This window comes from Empedobacter sp. UBA6745, from assembly GCF_002453775.1.
In the GTDB taxonomy this organism is placed as follows: Bacteria; Bacteroidota; Bacteroidia; order Flavobacteriales; family Weeksellaceae; genus Empedobacter; species Empedobacter falsenii_C.
In genome coordinates this window covers 40,955-57,951 of sequence record NZ_DKHL01000004.1, presented here as the reverse complement: position 1 = coordinate 57,951, position 16,997 = coordinate 40,955, and the positions used below count along the sequence as shown (strand labels likewise).

Below are 16,997 nucleotides of genomic sequence, written 5' to 3'. Positions count from 1 at the left end.
TTTAGAAATAGGATTATTTTACTTTAAATACAATATTCATAAATGTATTTTCCGTCACCATTGGGTTAGATAAAATAGAATATTTTAAAACCCCATTATCGTCCAAAGTAATTTTAGATGGATCAAAGACTTGATTATCAAAATACGTTACAAAGTATTCTAAATCTGTTTTGTTTAAGACTGGAATACTAGTTGCAGAAGGACTTTTTAATGCACTTTTTTTAACTCCACTAACATTTCCTGATAAATCAAATTGACTTTTATAAATTTCGAACAACTTTACATTAAACATAGAAGTAGCACTATCATACCAAATTGTAGAAGACGAATCGGTTGAAACTCCTGCTATATCAGTTGGCAAAGCAATAGAAGGTGCATAGAAATAAGAAACAACTTTTTTATATCCTAAATTTAACGGTTCCCACTTTTTTGTCATATCACCAGACCAATACCATAATCCTAATGCATCAATATCAGGAGTTGTATTCGTCGAAATAGCATTTGCATAAACAAGTGTTCCTGCTTTTAGATCTGTTGTAGACATCGCCTCTATTTGATTTCCACTCATCATTGGAAAAGCTACACCTGCTTTATCTCCACTTTTGTAATTTGCATCGATAGCTACATCAAGTGTTGCATTTGGATTAGATGTACCTATACCTACTTGTGCTAACAAAATGTTCATAAAACAAAATGAAATTGCTAATAATAAATTGATTTTCATAAATTTTTTGGAAATTTTGCGCAAAGGTATTGTTTTAATTATCAATAAGCTACTGATAACTAATTTATACCATTAATTATACTCATTAAATCATTATTAAAGTTTAAATTTACTCTTAAGAGAAAAAATACCTATTAATGCGAAGTACGAATTTATCTGAACTTAAGTTCCACCAAATTGTGGAAAATAAGTTTCAAATTTACAACAGTCTCTTTATGAGTCTGCCCTACGAAAAAATGCAAAATATCGGATCATTGATCCCGTTTTTGTACGATGAAAGTCAAAAAGGTTTACCTGAAGGTAAATCGCCAAATGAAATCATCAACAATTTTTTTGAGAAATACACTGATTTAAAAACCGAACAAGAGCAAATCGATTTGATGTTTCGAATGATACAATACATCGAGCGACAAGTTGTTTTGTTTGATAGTATCGAAGATGCTGCATTTCCGTCATTACATTCCGAAAATGAAAAAGGAAGTTTGGAAAGCATTTACCATATTGCGCAAGCGCAAGGTAAAATGGAGCAAGTAAAAACGAGAATTGAAGATTTTGTGACAAGAGTTGTTTTTACAGCACATCCAACACAATTTTATCCAACAAATGTTCAACAAATTATTCAGGATTTACGCGATGCTATTCAACAAGATTCGGTAAGTAAAATTGATTTATTGTTGCAACAATTAGGAAAAACACCTTTCATCAACGAAGAAAAACCGACACCTTACGATGAAGCAGTTTCGATTATTTATTATTTACGAAATGTGTATTATCAGACAATTGGACGATTGTATAACGAAATCAATCAATTGTTTTTTACAGAAAGTCAACCACTAAAATCTCCTGTCATTCAATTAGGTTTTTGGCCTGGAGGTGATCGCGATGGAAATCCTTTCGTTACAGCAGAAATTACGTGGAAAGTAGCAAGTTTATTGCGAACAAGTATCTTAAAAAATTATTACAATCATCTAAAAATTGTTCAAAGACGATTAACGTTCAAACATGTTACAGAGCCTTTAAAAGCGTTGAGTAATTTGATTTACGAAAATATGTTCAATGAAAATGGAACAATTACAATTGATGAAATCAAAACGCGCTTACAAACGATTCGTACAATTTTGATTGAACAACACAATGGTGTTTTCTTAGATATTCTGGACGATTTTATCACACGTGTTGATATTTTCGGATTGCATTTTGCTTCTTTGGATATTCGTCAAGATTCGCGTGTTCATCAAAAAGTAATTAACCAAATTGTTGAAAAATATACTGGAATTAATCTGAAAGATTTAAGCGAAGCAGAACAAATCGAATTGTTAACAAATCCTTCATTTACTGCTAAGCCTGAAGATTTTGAAGATGATATTGTGATTGATACGATCAAAAATGTTTATCAATTAAAAACAATTCAGCAACGAAATGGCGAATTAGGTGTTAACCGATACATTATTTCAAATTCTGAAACCATTTTCGATGTTTTAAATGTTTACGCTTTATTCAAATTTTGTGGTTACAAAGATGACGAAATTAAGTTTGATATTATGCCACTTTTCGAGACGATTAGAGGTTTAGATGGTGCTGAAAATACGATGAATAAATTGTATAATTTACCTATTTATGCACAACATTTAGAACGTAGAAAACAACGTCAATCAATTATGTTAGGATTTTCGGACGGAACAAAAGATGGCGGTTACATCAAAGCGAATTGGGAAATTTATCGTACCAAAGAAATCCTTTCGAATGTTTCGGATAAAAATCAAATCGAAGTTATTTTCTTTGATGGTCGTGGTGGACCTCCTGCACGTGGAGGAGGAAAAACGCACGAGTTTTACGCTTCTCAAGGGAAAACAATTGCAAATCACGAAATTCAAATTACAATTCAAGGGCAAACAATTACGTCGAATTATGGAACAATGCCGCAGGCAAAATATAATTTTGAACAATTGTACACGGCTGGTATTATTTCGGATGTTTTCTCGACAAGTACAAGTCAGATTTCGCCTGATGAACGCACATTGATTGATAAATTAGCCACAATTAGTTATCAGAAATACGAAGATTTGAAAGCGCATCCTTCATTTTTACCTTATTTAGAAAATATGAGTACGCTTAACTATTATGGAAAAACGAATATCGGAAGCCGTCCGAGTAAACGAGGTGGTGATAAAAAATTAGAGTTCGATGATTTGCGCGCTATTCCATTTGTGGGTTCTTGGAGTCAATTAAAACAAAATGTTCCAGGATATTTTGGTGTTGGAACGGCTATAAATGAATTGAAAAAACAAGGTCATTTAGAGGATGTAAAAGATTTATTCAAAAATTCGAGCTTCTTCAAAACGTTGATTCAAAATAGTATGATGTCGATGGAAAAAACTTATTTTCCATTAACTTCTTATATGAAAGATGATCCTGAATATGGTGAATTTTGGAATATTTTGCACGATGAATTTGAATTATCAAAAGCATTGTGTTTAGAAATTTCGGGTTACACAGAATTGATGCAAGATGAACCATTGAACAAATCTTCGGTACAAATGCGCGAAAAAATTGTGTTACCATTATTAACGATTCAACAATTTGCGTTGAACAAAATTCATCATGAAAGTGAATTCAAATCAGTCTATGAGCAAATTGTAATGCGTTCGTTATTCGGAAATATTAATGCGAGTCGAAATTCGGCTTAATTTTCAGAATATCTTAATACCTTCGCAACGATGGAAAAGATTATTTTAGGGATTGATCCTGGAACAATGGTGATGGGTTTTGGTTTGATTGAAGTCAAAAACAACAAAATAAAGTTGATTACTTTAGACGAATTGTTGTTGCATAAACTTCCGAATCAACAAACAAAATTGAAAAAGATTTTCGAAAAAACTTTAGCCATTATCGATCAATATCATCCTGATGAATTAGCCATTGAAGCGCAGTTTTTTGGCGTTAATGTTCAGTCTATGTTAAAACTTGGACGTGCACAAGGCGTTTGTATTGCGGCTTGCCTGCATCGCGATATGCCTGTGGTAGAATATGCGCCAAAAAAAATTAAGATGGCGATTACCGGAAACGGAAATGCCTCGAAAGAACAAGTTGCGGGAATGTTGCAACATTTACTTGGATTGAAAGAAATTCCGAAGCGTTTGGATGCCACAGATGGTCTTGCAGTTGCGGTTTGTCATTATCTAAATTCGGGTAAAACAACTGGAACCTCAAGTTCTTATTCGAGTTGGGATGCCTTTGTAAAAAATAATCCGAATCGAACAAAATAAAATATATTTGTAGTAGAATTAGCAACCTAATTCATAAAACATAAAACACATCAAATGAAAAAATATTTAATCGCTGCCTCAGTTTGTGCAACAGTTTTCTCTTCAGTATTATTTTCTTGTAAAGATTCTACAGGAAAAAACAATACTGCAATCACTGAAATTGTTTCGAAAATTGAACAAAATAAATACAAAATTGGCGACAAAATCGATATTCCTTTAACTAATCTAGATGGAATTACGAAAGTTGTAGTTTCGGTGGACGGACAAGAAGTTCCTGCTGATTTTACGATTGACGGAAAAACAATTGGATTAGGAAATCATACGGTTAATTTGAAATTCTTCAAAGGAGAAGAAGAAACAAATTCGCGCGATTTTACGTTTGTGGTTTATGCAAATGAGCCGGCTGCGCAATGGAATTATGAAATTGTTGGAACTTATCCACATAACCCTGATTATTTTACGCAAGGTTTTTATTTCAAAAACGGAAATATTTTCGAAGGAACTGGACTTCGTGGAGGAAAAACACGTTTGATTGAATATAAATTGGGAGCAACTGAGCCTACAAAATTATACCAAATTAAAGACGATGTTTTTGGAGAAGGAATTACAGAACTTAATGGTTTTATTTATCAATTAACATGGCAAGATCGTGCGATTTATAAATATGATTTAAACTTTAATCAAGTTGAAAAATTTGATATGCCAGCTCAAATTATCGAAGGTTGGGGAATTACTACAATTGGTAAAGAATTAGCCGTAACAGAAGGCTCACAACGTATTCATTTCTTCGACGAGAAATTTAACTACCTTAGAACTGTTCAAGCTTTTGATAACACGCAACCATATAGTTATTTGAATGAAATTGAGTATCACGATGGTCTAATTTATGCAAATGTTTACCTAAAATCTGGACATGCAGATAATAGTAATATTGTGGTAATTGATCCACAAACTGGTGCTGTAAAAGCTGAGTTTAATTTTGCTGAATTGAAAGGAAAACAAGGAAATCCACAAGCACAAGAATTGAACGGAATCGCTTTCAAAGACAACGGAAATATGTTATTAACAGGTAAAAACTGGGACAAAATCTTTGAAATTAAGATTAAGAAGTAGAATCTTATGCGATTAACCAGACCCAAAATAATAAGAACATTGAAGATTCAACGGATGATGTCTGAAACTTTGGCTGTTATAAATGACATCAAAAATCCTCCTAATAAAATAATTATTCCTTGTTCATCAATTGAAGATGGTGAAGAAATAATCGAAAAGATAAAAAAGCAAAAAGCTCGACCTGCAAAATCGAGCTTTTCTTTTCAAAAATCATCTAAAAAATTATAAGTAAAAATTTTTAGCTATAAAGATCTATAACCAAAATTGATCTTTCCAATCTGTGTTAGTTAAAAGTGAATTAAATTGTTCTTTAATTACTTTTAACTTTTTTTGTGTTGCATTTTTCTCAAATTCAGGAAACATTTGTTTCTCCTCAAATCTGATATGCAAATCCAATTCTTCTTCGATATAAATCAAACTTTTCATCGGATTTTTTGCATCTATCTTAAACAAGCGTCTCAAACGTCTATGTTCTTTCAATGCTCTTTTTACCAAGTAATGATCTTCATCCAAAAGTGTAAAAAGAAATTTTTCTTCTATCTCAAATTTTTTGAATAAAACATCTTCCCCATACCAATTTACATAATCAACAATTCGTTGAATATCGACTCCTTTATCTATTCCAGCACGAATATTCCAACAAAAAAATAATGTCTTATGATGTCTTTCGCACGCTTCATTTAGATTTACTGTTACAGTATAACTCATATGAGAAGCAGTTGTTTGAGGAAGTTCTATTAATAGGTTCATTGTTGTAATTTTTTAATTCGGATAATCGGATATTTTTATCTTATTTTTAATCAAATTTTTTTAATGCTTAAGAAAAGCAATTCCTTTCTCAAGATCATCAATCAAATTAAACATCGATGTCTTTTCTAGCATTCCTCGCAAATCATTACGAATTGCAAAAACACGGCTATGTAAAGCACAAGGTTTGTTAGCATCGCATTCTACTAAACCTAAAATGCAACTGTGATAAAGACCATCTCCGTCAATCGCTTTGATGATATTCACTAATTTGATATCTTCTAAATGCGCTGCATCCATTTGGAAACCTCCCATTTTTCCTTTGACAGATGAAATCACATTTGCTTTAACTAATTGTTGAAGAATTTTGGCTGTGTAAGCTTCTGGAGAATTAATCGAATTTGCAATTTGTTTTAAATTGACTCTCTTTCCTTCTACAGATTCTTGTGCAATAAACACACAAGCCTTAATTCCATATTCGCACGCTTTAGAAAACATTAATTTCTTTTATTCATTATAAATTATGAAGCAAATATACAACTAATTTTAATTCGGACAAATTTATCTTATTAAATTTTTAAAAATAAAAAAACCACTCAAAATTGAGTGGTTTAATTTTATCTGAAAAGAAAATTTCTTAATCTTCGTCTTCGTCTTGATCAGCATCTTTAACAGCGTTACGAGAAGTACGGATAGCTACTACTACTGCGTTATCTGGATGAGCGAATGTGTAGTTATCATTTTTCAATGTTTCTACATACATTTTGTGACCAATTCTCATTGGAGTAATATCGATTTCGATTTCGTCTGGTAAGTTTGCTGGAATAGCACGAACTTTTAATTTACGCATGTTGAAACGTAAAACCCCACCAGCTACTAAACCACGAGCACGTCCTACTAAACGAACTGGAACTTCCATAGTTACTGGTTTGTCCTCGTTTAATTGGTAAAAATCTACGTGTAAGATTTTATCCGTTACTGGGTGAAATTGGATGTCTTGTAAAATTGCTTGAATTTTAGCTCCATCAGCTAACTCGATAGTTGCTGTATGAGCATCTGGAGTGTAAACTAATGATTTGAATGCTTTTTCATCAGCTGAAAAGTGGATAGGCTCTCCAGAACCGTAAACCACACAAGGTACTTGTTCAGCATTACGTAGGTTACGTGTAGCCACTTTACCTAAGTCTTCTCTTTTTACACCTTGAATTGTAATTGACTTCATAATAATATGTATATAATAAAAATAATTTAATTTTAATCTAAATCACTAGATAACAAAACGTTGGCTAATAGATTTATTGCTATGTACTAAATGCATAACATCAGCAAAAAGCGGAGCGCAAGATAATACTTTTATTTTAGATACGGAAGTATTTTTTAATGGAATACTATCAGTTATAGCAATTTCCGTTAATAAAGAGTTATCAAGACGCTCGTAAGCAGGTCCAGATAAAACTCCGTGCGTAGCAATTGCGCGAACAGATTTTGCTCCTTTTTCCATAATCAATTCAGCCGCTTTAGCAAGTGTACCTGCTGTATCAATCATATCATCCACTAAAATAACGTTTTTACCTTCTACCTCACCGATTAACATCATGCTATCAACTTGGTTTGCAACTTTACGTTCTTTGTGGCAAATTACGATATCTGCATTAAGGTATTTAGCATATGTATTTGCACGTTTAGCACCTCCCATGTCTGGAGAAGCGATACAAATATTATCTAAACCTAAACCTTTGATATACTCAACAAAAATTGTTGAAGCGAATAAATGATCAACAGGAACTTCAAAAAATCCTTGAATTTGATCGGCGTGTAAATCCATAGTCATTACACGAGTTGCTCCAGCTGTCATTAACATTTTTGCAACTAATTTTGCTCCAATTGGCACACGTGGTGCATCCTTACGATCTTGACGAGCAAAACCAAAATAAGGAATAACAACTGTAATACTTTTAGCAGATGCGCGTTTTGCAGCATCACACATTAAAAGTAATTCCATTAAATTGTCTGTTGGTTGCATTGTTGAACCAATTAAGAAAACGCGAGCACCGCGAATTGGTTGTTCAAAAGCTGGCACAAATTCGCCATCGCTAAACTCTACAATTTTAGATTTACCAAGTTCTTGACCATATTGATCGGCAATTTTTTGTGCTAATTCTAATGATCCTCTGGTTGAAAAAAGAAATGCTGATTGTTCCATTGTTTGTTTTGGGAAATATTTGTGCAAAAATAATTTAAATGATTTGAAAATGATATAAGAAAACTAAAAATTAATTTCGGCACAATTATTGAAGTTCTTTTTAACTCATTAAACTAATCAACAAGAGAATTATATGATTTTCGTTAGTAATAGGCGTTTTTAACAGTTTTTTATTGATTCGTTTTTAAGTATTTATATAATTTTGTAATTAAATATATCCTCATGAAAAAGATTTCATACCTATTAAGTGTAATTGGATTAGGAATTTTTGCTCAAGCGCAAGAAACTACTGAGACAGTTAACAACGATTACAACAAATGGTCTATCGAGGCCAATGGAGGTGCTGTAAAAGCACGTAAAGCTTTCACTCCTGGTTACTATTCTGAAACGCCAAGTTTCTATCATGCTGATTTTGGAGTTCGTTACATGTTCAACAATAAGTTTGGTTTAAAATTAGACGGTGGATATGATCGTATCAAAGAAGGTGAAGATGTAGCTCGTTTCCGTTCTAATTATTACCGTGTAGATTTACAAGGGGTTGCGAACTTAGGACGAATCATGAATTTTGAAACATGGACAAATAGAATTGGTTTATTAGCGCATGGTGGTGCAGGTTATTCTTGGATGAATAATGACGCAACAAAAGGTGCTGATGGTAAAGTTTTCGATGACAATGATAACATGGTAAATGTTATGGTTGGTTTAACTCCTCAGTTAAGATTAACAGATCGTGTTGTATTAACAGGAGACGTTTCTTATGTAAGAAATATTCGTCAAAACGTAGCTTTTGATGGAAATTCTGAAATTTCAGGTTCTGGTTTTGGTGGTGAATTATGGAATGCTACTTTAGGTTTAACTTTCTACTTAGGTAAAAACCAAAAACACGCTGATTGGGTTTACGAACCAACTCGTTCTGACTTAGAAGATCGTATTGCTAACATCGAGCAAATGTTAAAAGATACTGATGGTGATGGTGTTGCTGATTACTTAGATCAAGAACCAGATTCAGCTCCAGGTGCAGTTGTTGACACTCACGGTGTTACAATTGACCACAATGGAAATGGTATTCCAGATAACATTGAAGAGTACATCAAACAAAATGCAGGAGGAAATACAACTATCGTTAACGATGCTGATTTCTTAGAGCAAATGATTAATTCAGGTATCATCAATGTATACTTTGATTACAATTCTGATAAACCATATCTACAATCTGTTGGAGGTATTAAATTTGTATCTGAATATTTAAAAGCTAAACCAAATGCTCAAATTGACATTTTAGGTTACGCTGACCCAGTTGGAAGTGATTCTTACAACAAAGATTTATCTCGTAGAAGAGCAGAAAATGTAAAAGCTATTTTAGTTAGTCAAGGAGCAAATGCTTCTCAATTAACTACAGTTGGTGAAGGTGAAGATAAAGAATTCAAAAATTCTCAAGTTTCTTCTCATCAATTAGCAAGAAGAGTTGTTTTCAGAGTAAAATAATTCTCTCTTAATTTAAGATATTAATCAGGGATAGATTTTTCCATTTTTTGGAGTCTCTATTCCTGATTTTTTTATTATCTTTATCACCACTTAAATTACTAAAATATTGAATCCTTTTAACCAACACTTTAATGCTCCTAGATGGGTCGTATTAGTGCTAGACATACTTATAGTTTTCTTTAGCTATGTAATAACCAATTTTATACTTAATAGTTTTCTAAATTCTTTTAGTTTAGAAAAATTATTATTTAAATTACCATTTGTTGTAGCAGCATATACTCTATGTTTCCTATACTTCAAAACATATAAGGGAATTGTAAAAAAAACGGGGTTAAAAGATGCTGAAAATGTTTTTGTTTCAAATACAACAGCTTTTCTGATTCTTTTCTTCATCTCTTTTATCTATAGACAATTCATTGAATCTAATCTTTCGGAGAACACTCCTGTTTCATATGTTTTCAGAATGTCTTACTCTGTTATCTTTGTCCATTTATTTATTTCAACAGTAATAATGGTTATTGCCAGATTATATTATAAATGGATTTACGATTATTTTTTTTCTAAAAATAAAGCTCAACAAAAAACATTGATTTACGGAGCTGGAGATTCAGGATTAATCACTCGAGATATTTTACAAAACGATACTCAATTTAACTATAAAGTAGTAGGTTTTATTGATGACAAACCTTCTAAAATTGGAACGTTTATCGATGGCGCTAAAATTTATTCTATAAATGATGTTGATGATAAATTCATTGAACGAAATGATATTTCAGAAATCATTATTTCTATTCAAAATATTAAAACTAATGAGTTATTAAACCTTTCTAAATCTTTAGAAGATTTAAATGTTAATATTAAAATAATTCCTCCTATTTCTAATTGGATTGATGGTACATACAAGCCTGCTCAAATCAAACAATTAAAAATTGAAGATTTATTAGGGCGTGAATCAATTAAGTTGAAAAACCCTATTATTAATGAAAATGTACAAGGTAAGGTAATACTTGTTACTGGTGCTGCAGGTTCTATAGGAAGTGAAATTTCAAGGCAACTTGCTATGATGGACTTTGCTCAACTAATTTTGATTGATCAGGCAGAATCGGCTCTATATGATGTTCAACAGTCTTTAAAAAATGAAATTTCTGAAGAAAAACAAAATAGAATAGATTATATCGTTTCGAGTGTAAGAGATCGAAAAAGGATGTTAAGCCTCTTTGATAAATATCATCCGCAAATTATTTTTCATGCAGCTGCATATAAACATGTTCCGTTGATGGAAAAATTTCCTTATGAGGCAATCAACACAAATATTTATGGAACAAAAATAATTGCTGATTTTGCAAATGAATTTGGCGCAGAAAAATTTGTAATGGTTTCTACTGATAAAGCAGTAAATCCTACAAACGTAATGGGCGCAACTAAACGCGTAGCAGAAATCTATGTAAATTGTACTAATGCAGTTTCTAAAACAAACTACATTGTTACCCGATTTGGTAATGTACTAGGGTCTAATGGCTCTGTAATTCCTCTTTTTAAAAGACAATTGGAAAATGGTGGTCCCTTAACAGTAACTCATCCTGATATTACACGTTTTTTTATGACAATACCAGAAGCGTGTCAGTTAGTGCTTGAAGCAGCAATAATGGGAAAAGGTGGCGAGATTTTTGTATTTGATATGGGTGAGTCAATGAAAATTATTGATCTTGCAAAAAGAATGATTAGACTTAGTGGATTTAAATATCCTGAGGAAATTGATATAAAAATTGTAGGTTTACGCCCAGGCGAAAAAATTTATGAAGAATTATTGGCCAATGATGAAAATACAGTTAAAACACATCATGAAAAAATAATGATTGCTAAAGTAAATACTTCAAAATGTCAAGATAATAAAAAGTTGATTGAAGAACTATGTTTAATGTCTTCAACGATAGAAAAACATGAGCAAGTCATGCATTTAGTAGCTAAAATAAAAGAGATTGTACCTGAATTTAAATCTCAAAACTCCGAATTTGAAAAACTTGATAACTTAATTTATGAAAAATAAAATTTTTAATATACTATTTGTAATAGTTGTACTCACAATATCATCTTGTGCATCAAAAAAGGAATTAGTTTATTTAAGTGGAGACCAACAGTCTACTACAAATTTCGAACAGTATATCCCTAAAATTCAATCTTCTGACATATTAGCTATTAGTGTCAGCGCTGCTGATATAAAAGCTACAGAACCTTTTAATCAACAAAGTGTTTATCAAGTAAATTCTGGAATGCAAAATAATCCTTATGCAAAAGTGTATACTGTTGACGAAAATGGTTATATTAACTATCCTTTAATAGGTAATGTAAAAGTTGGAGGATTAACTAGAGCAGAAGCTGAAAACGAATTAAAATCTAAGATATCAAAGTACATTGTAAATCCTGGTGTTAATATAAATTTCACAAATTTCAGAATCACTGTTTTAGGTGAAGTTGTTAGACCTGGTAATTTTACAATTCCAAATGAAAGAGTAAGTATTCTTGATGCATTAGGAATGGCAGGAGATTTAACAATTAATGGTGTAAGAAAAAATATTATGGTTATCCGTGAACAAAATGGACAAAAACAAACCTATAATGTCGATTTAACATCTAAAGAAATACTAAACTCCCCTGTTTACTATTTAGCACAAAATGATGTTGTTTATGTAGAACCAAATAATGCAAAAATTTCATCATCTAAATTTACACCAAACTATTCTTTATGGATATCTGTTGCTGGTGTTATAATATCTGTAATTGCTGTTATTTCTAAATAAAAATGAGTAAAAATAAAAACAAAGTAGAAGACCAATACTTCGATGAGTCTGAAGAAACTATTAATATCAGGCAAATTTTAGAGCAATATTTATACTATTGGAAATGGTTTGTTTTTGGAGTCATTATTTCTTTAATTATAGCCTTTTTATATGTTAAATATACACAAAAACAATATCAAGTTTCAGCTAAAATATTATTGAACGAAAAAGAATCTTCAACAGGAGAATTAGCTGGTTTAATGGATCAAGCTATGCTTGGAGGTGGTTCTGGAGGAAGCGCTGAAGTTGGTGATCAAATTGATGTTTTAAAATCGAGAAGATTATTAACTAAAGTAATTCAAAAAAACAACTTTAATATACAATATTTTAGTGTTGGTCGTGTTGCAGAAATTCAATTACAACAAGAAAAATCTCCCATAAAATTCATTTTATTAAATGAAAACGATAAAGCCAATGAAAGCTTAGACAATAATAGTTTTATTGTAAGTATATTATCGAACACTAAATTTAAACTTGAAAATAAAAAAACAAGTGTTATAAAAGAATATTCTTTTGGACAAAAGATTACAGAAGACTTTGGAAGTTTTATAATTAGTCCAAATGGAAACTTAGGAAAACATATTGGTTTTGAATATCAAATTAATGTAAATTCTATTGATAGAATTGTTAATGCATATCAAAACTCATTGAGTATTTCTCCAAATACTGAGAAGAGTTCAAAAATTATTAATTTTTCTTTGGTTGGTCCTGTTCCAGATATATCTAAGAAGTTAATAAATGATCTTATTACAACTTATAATGAAGATTTAGTAAGTGATAATCATAAATTAACAGAAGCTACCTCTAAATTTATTGATGATCGCCTACAAATTGTTACAAACGATTTACGTGGAGTTGATAAAAATCTTGAACGTTATAAAGTTCAAAATAATATTACAGATGTTACTTCAGAAGCGAATATCTTTTTAGAAAGTGCCGCAGATAACGAAAAGAAACTTTTAGAATCATCTACTCAACTACAATTAGTTGACTATATGAACTCTGCTCTAAATTCTTCTAAGACTGATTTACTACCTTCTAATATTGGATTAGAAGATAAATCTATCTCAGCAGAAATATCTTCATACAATGAATTAGTTCTCGCTAAAGAAGATATGTTAAAATCTGTAACAAAAGATCACCCTAACGCGATCAAATTACAAGAGCAAATTAATGATGTAAAAAGAAACTTGAAGAATAGTTTGAGATTATATAGAAATAACACTCAAACAATGTTAAATTCTGTTCAATCTAAACAAAATCAAATTGCGAGCAGAATTCAAAAAGTACCAAGTCAAGAACGTGGTTTTAGAGATATTTCTCGTCAACAGCAAATTGTTGAAGCTTTATATTTATTCTTATTACAAAAACGTGAAGAGAACGAAATAAAAGCAGCTGCTACACCAGATAATATAAAAGTTATTGACTATGCTTATGATTCTAAGATTCCCGTTTCACCTAAGAAAAGTATTATATTATTAGGAGCTCTAATTCTAGGATTAGTTATTCCATTTATATGTATATATATTTATAAATTATTGAATAATAATGTAAACTCTAAAGAGGATGTTGAAGATGCAGTTGGAGCTCCAATTGCTGGACAAGTACCTAAAAGTGATATTTCTATTATCGAGCAAAATGATAATTCTAGTGTTGCTGAAGCTTTTAGAATTCTTAGAACAAACATGAATTTTTTACTTAAAAATTCAACAGATCCTCAGTCTATCTATATAACTTCTACTACAAGCGGAGAAGGTAAAACATTTATATCAACTAATTTAGCTCAAATATTAACAATGTCAGGTAAATCTGTTTTATTAATTGGAGCAGATATTAGAAGTCCTAAAGTTTTAGATTATTTAGGAATTACTGATCAATACAGACACAAATATGGTGTTACAGAATATTTGATTTCAAATGATATTAATATTAGTGATATCATCATCAAAAATCCTGCTGATTATAAATTTGATGTTATTTATTCTGGACAGGTAGCTCCAAATCCTTCAGAGCTATTGATGAACGGACGTTTTGATGATATTGTCAAATATGGAAAAGCAAACTATGATTATGTATTAATAGATACTGCCCCTGTTAGTTTAGTTACTGATACTTTATTAATTTCTGACAGTGCAGATATTACAATGTACGTTGTTCGTGCTAATTATTTAGACAAACGAATGTTGGCTATTCCTAAAGAATTATATCAAGATAACCGTCTTAAAAACATGGCAATGGTTGTTAACGATGTTGACTTTACAAAAGGATACGGATATGGGTACGGATATGGTGAAAATCATAATAAAGGAAACTCTTTCTTTAGTAAACTATTCGGTAAAAAATAAAAATAAAAGCCACTTCGAAAGAAGTGGCTTTTATTTTTATTATAATCTATCTTATTGTCTTTGCCTCACAGCTTCGTAAACACAAATCGCTGCTGCGTTACTCACATTTAGCGAATCTACAAAACCTAACATCGGAATTTTAATCAACGAATCTGAATGATCAGCCCAAAAATCAGAAAGCCCTGTTGCTTCTGTTCCTAAAATAATGGCAGATGATTTTGTAAAATCAGTTTCGTATAAATTTTTCGTTTCATCTCTCAAAAATGTGGAAACAACTTGAATTGAATGAGATTTTAAAAACTCTAAAACAGCCTCTTTACTCGCCGATGCAATTTGATTAGTAAACAATGTTCCAACCGAAGAACGAATCACATTCGGATTGAAAAAATCAACTGTTTCATCACAAACAATTACAGCATCTACTTTTGCTCCATCTCCTGTTCGTAAAACTGCACCAAGATTTCCAGGCTTTTCTACCGCTTCCAAAACAACAACCAATGCATTTTCTGGCAATTGTAAATCTGTCAATGTCGAAGATTTCGTTTTATAGACACCAATAATTCCACCTGTCGATTTTCTATACGCAAGCTTCTCAAAAACTTGTTTGGTAATTGTAAATACTTTTACTTGTCCAAAATCTATTGATTTGTTATAAATATCTTCGCAAATATAAATTTCAACCGCTTCGTAACAACCTTTTACAGCTAATTCATTTTCTTGTGTTCCTTCCACAATAAATAAACCTTGATTTTTACGTTCTCTTGATTTTTCTTGCAATTTCAGCAAGTTTTTAATCCTTGGATTTTGAAGACTTTCTATTAACATTTTGCAAAATTAATTCTTTTTCAGTCAAAAAAATATAGAATTTTCATTTAACATTTTTTATCAGTTAAAAAACTCATTTTCAATCATATTTAATTTATATTCAGTATAAACTTATATTTTTTGTACCTTTGCACCTTAAAATCAGAATTTTCGTATGACCAAAGATGGAAAAATGGAGTTGATGGCTCCTGCTGGGAATTTCGAATCGTTACAAGCGGCTTTAGATAATGGAGCTGATTCTGTATATTTCGGAGTTGAGCAGTTGAATATGCGTGCGAGAGCATCAATAAACTTTACAATGGACGATTTACCAGAAATCGTAAAACGTTGTGAGGAAAAAGGTGTGCGTTCTTACCTTACTTTAAATACAATTATATACGATCACGATTTATCTTTAATCAAAAACTTATTGGACAGAGCAAAAGAAGCTAATATTACGGCTGTTATTGCGATGGATCAATCGGTTATTGCCTATGCAAGACAAATTGGGATTGAGATTCATATTTCGACACAAATTAACGTTACGAATATCGAAACAGTAAAATTCTATGCAATGTTTGCTGATACAATGGTATTGTCGCGTGAATTGAGTTTGAAACAAGTGAAAAAGATTTGTGAACAAATTATTAAAGATGATGTTCGTGGACCAAGTGGAAATTTAGTTGAAATCGAAATTTTCGGTCATGGAGCATTGTGTATGGCTGTTTCAGGTAAATGTTACTTGAGCTTACATTCTCACAATTCTTCTGCAAATCGTGGAGCTTGTAAACAAAACTGTCGTAAAAAATATACCGTAATCGACCAAGAATCTGGTTTCGAAATCGAATTAGATAACGAATACATGATGTCGCCAAAAGACCTTTGTACAATGGAATTTTTGGACGAAGTGGTTGATGCTGGTGTAAAAGTATTGAAAATTGAAGGTCGTGGACGTGCTCCAGAATACGTTGCAACTGTAATTCGTGCGTATAGAGAAGCGATTGATTCTATTGCGGATAAAACATATTCGAAAGAAAAAGTAGATTACTGGATGGGATTATTGCAAACTGTTTATAATCGTGGTTTTTGGTCTGGATATTATTTAGGTCAAAAATTAGGAGAATGGTCTGCTGTTCCAGGTTCTATGGCAACTCAGAAAAAAGTTTACATAGGAAAAGGAGTTCATTTCTTCCCAAAACCAAGCATTGGTCAATTTGTAATTGATGCGTATGATTTGAAAGTTGGTGATTTGATTTTAGTAACAGGACCAACAACTGGAGCCAAAGAAATGGTGGTTACAGAAATGATGGTGGAAGATGTAAAATCTGATACAGCTAAAAAAGGTGATTCGATTACAATTCCGATGGAATTTAGAATTCGTCCTTCTGATAAATTATACAAATTAGTAAAAGTAGAAGAGCCAGGAACGCAACAAAATAGTGTTGAAGAAGGCGCTTATTCTCATTAAAAAAT

Annotated in this window: 15 protein-coding genes; 9 read left to right on the top strand and 6 right to left on the bottom strand. The window is 31.5% G+C overall.

The window, feature by feature from the left end; translation table 11 throughout:
* Positions 1-13 precede the first annotated feature (13 nt).
* Complete coding sequence (locus B4H69_RS01790) at positions 14-724, bottom strand: hypothetical protein (RefSeq protein ID WP_180905474.1); 711 nt, start codon at positions 722-724, stop codon at positions 14-16.
* Between the two features lie 215 nt (positions 725-939).
* Between B4H69_RS01790 and B4H69_RS01785 the strand changes: the two genes are divergently transcribed.
* Genes B4H69_RS01785 through B4H69_RS01770 form a run of 4 tightly spaced genes read left to right on the top strand, consistent with a single transcriptional unit; the run spans position 940 to position 5,331 of the window.
* Complete coding sequence (locus tag B4H69_RS01785) at positions 940-3,411, top strand: phosphoenolpyruvate carboxylase (RefSeq protein ID WP_244957981.1); 2,472 nt, start codon at positions 940-942, stop codon at positions 3,409-3,411.
* 30 nt (positions 3,412-3,441) lie between these two features.
* Entirely contained in the window at positions 3,442-3,990 is a 549-nt protein-coding gene (gene ruvC, locus B4H69_RS01780; protein ID WP_038336282.1) for a crossover junction endodeoxyribonuclease RuvC, read from the top strand.
* A gap of 54 nt (positions 3,991-4,044) precedes the next feature.
* Positions 4,045-5,103, top strand: a complete 1,059-nt coding sequence (locus B4H69_RS01775) for a glutaminyl-peptide cyclotransferase (RefSeq protein WP_280046190.1) — start codon at positions 4,045-4,047, stop codon at positions 5,101-5,103.
* 39 nt (positions 5,104-5,142) lie between these two features.
* A complete protein-coding gene (locus B4H69_RS01770; protein WP_280046191.1) occupies positions 5,143-5,331 on the top strand; it encodes a hypothetical protein in 189 nt (62 codons plus the stop codon).
* Positions 5,332-5,355: 24 nt separating this feature from the next.
* Here B4H69_RS01770 and B4H69_RS01765 read toward each other — a convergent pair whose 3' ends face one another.
* From B4H69_RS01765 to B4H69_RS01750, 4 genes are all read right to left on the bottom strand, one after another.
* Positions 5,356-5,853 carry a hemerythrin domain-containing protein gene (locus B4H69_RS01765; RefSeq protein WP_280046192.1) on the bottom strand — a complete coding sequence of 166 codons (498 nt, stop codon included), beginning with the start codon at positions 5,851-5,853 and terminating at the stop codon, positions 5,356-5,358.
* 60 nt (positions 5,854-5,913) lie between these two features.
* Entirely contained in the window at positions 5,914-6,348 is a 435-nt protein-coding gene (locus B4H69_RS01760) for an RrF2 family transcriptional regulator (RefSeq protein ID WP_038336279.1), read from the bottom strand.
* 139 nt (positions 6,349-6,487) lie between these two features.
* Positions 6,488-7,072 carry a 50S ribosomal protein L25/general stress protein Ctc gene (locus tag B4H69_RS01755; RefSeq protein WP_038336278.1) on the bottom strand — a complete coding sequence of 195 codons (585 nt, stop codon included), beginning with the start codon at positions 7,070-7,072 and terminating at the stop codon, positions 6,488-6,490.
* Between the two features lie 45 nt (positions 7,073-7,117).
* A complete protein-coding gene (locus B4H69_RS01750) occupies positions 7,118-8,053 on the bottom strand; it encodes a ribose-phosphate pyrophosphokinase (RefSeq protein ID WP_038336277.1) in 936 nt (311 codons plus the stop codon).
* A 222-nt stretch (positions 8,054-8,275) separates the two neighbouring features.
* On the opposite strand from B4H69_RS01750, the gene B4H69_RS01745 reads away from it, so the two are divergent.
* The 4 genes from B4H69_RS01745 to B4H69_RS01730 all read left to right on the top strand — a co-directional run bounded on the left by B4H69_RS01745 (position 8,276) and on the right by B4H69_RS01730 (position 14,720).
* Positions 8,276-9,538 carry an OmpA family protein gene (locus tag B4H69_RS01745; protein ID WP_291092523.1) on the top strand — a complete coding sequence of 421 codons (1,263 nt, stop codon included), beginning with the start codon at positions 8,276-8,278 and terminating at the stop codon, positions 9,536-9,538.
* Positions 9,539-9,644: 106 nt separating this feature from the next.
* A complete protein-coding gene (locus B4H69_RS01740; protein WP_221627922.1) occupies positions 9,645-11,585 on the top strand; it encodes a polysaccharide biosynthesis protein in 1,941 nt (646 codons plus the stop codon).
* Complete coding sequence (locus B4H69_RS01735; protein ID WP_180905477.1) at positions 11,575-12,336, top strand: polysaccharide biosynthesis/export family protein; 762 nt, start codon at positions 11,575-11,577, stop codon at positions 12,334-12,336. Before B4H69_RS01740 ends, B4H69_RS01735 begins: the two co-directional genes overlap by 11 nt.
* Positions 12,337-12,338: 2 nt before the next feature.
* Positions 12,339-14,720: a GumC family protein gene (locus B4H69_RS01730; protein ID WP_291092520.1), complete on the top strand. Its 2,382-nt coding sequence runs from the start codon at positions 12,339-12,341 to the stop codon at positions 14,718-14,720.
* Positions 14,721-14,771: 51 nt separating this feature from the next.
* Here the strand turns inward: B4H69_RS01730 and B4H69_RS01725 are convergent, their stop codons facing one another.
* Positions 14,772-15,545, bottom strand: a complete 774-nt coding sequence (locus B4H69_RS01725) for a TrmH family RNA methyltransferase (protein ID WP_115002246.1) — start codon at positions 15,543-15,545, stop codon at positions 14,772-14,774.
* Between the two features lie 154 nt (positions 15,546-15,699).
* Here B4H69_RS01725 and B4H69_RS01720 point away from each other — a divergent pair, with 154 nt between their 5' ends.
* On the top strand, positions 15,700-16,992 hold the full coding sequence (locus B4H69_RS01720; RefSeq protein WP_038336270.1) for a peptidase U32 family protein: 1,293 nt from the start codon (positions 15,700-15,702) through the stop codon (positions 16,990-16,992).
* The last annotated feature ends 5 nt before the right edge of the window (positions 16,993-16,997 follow it).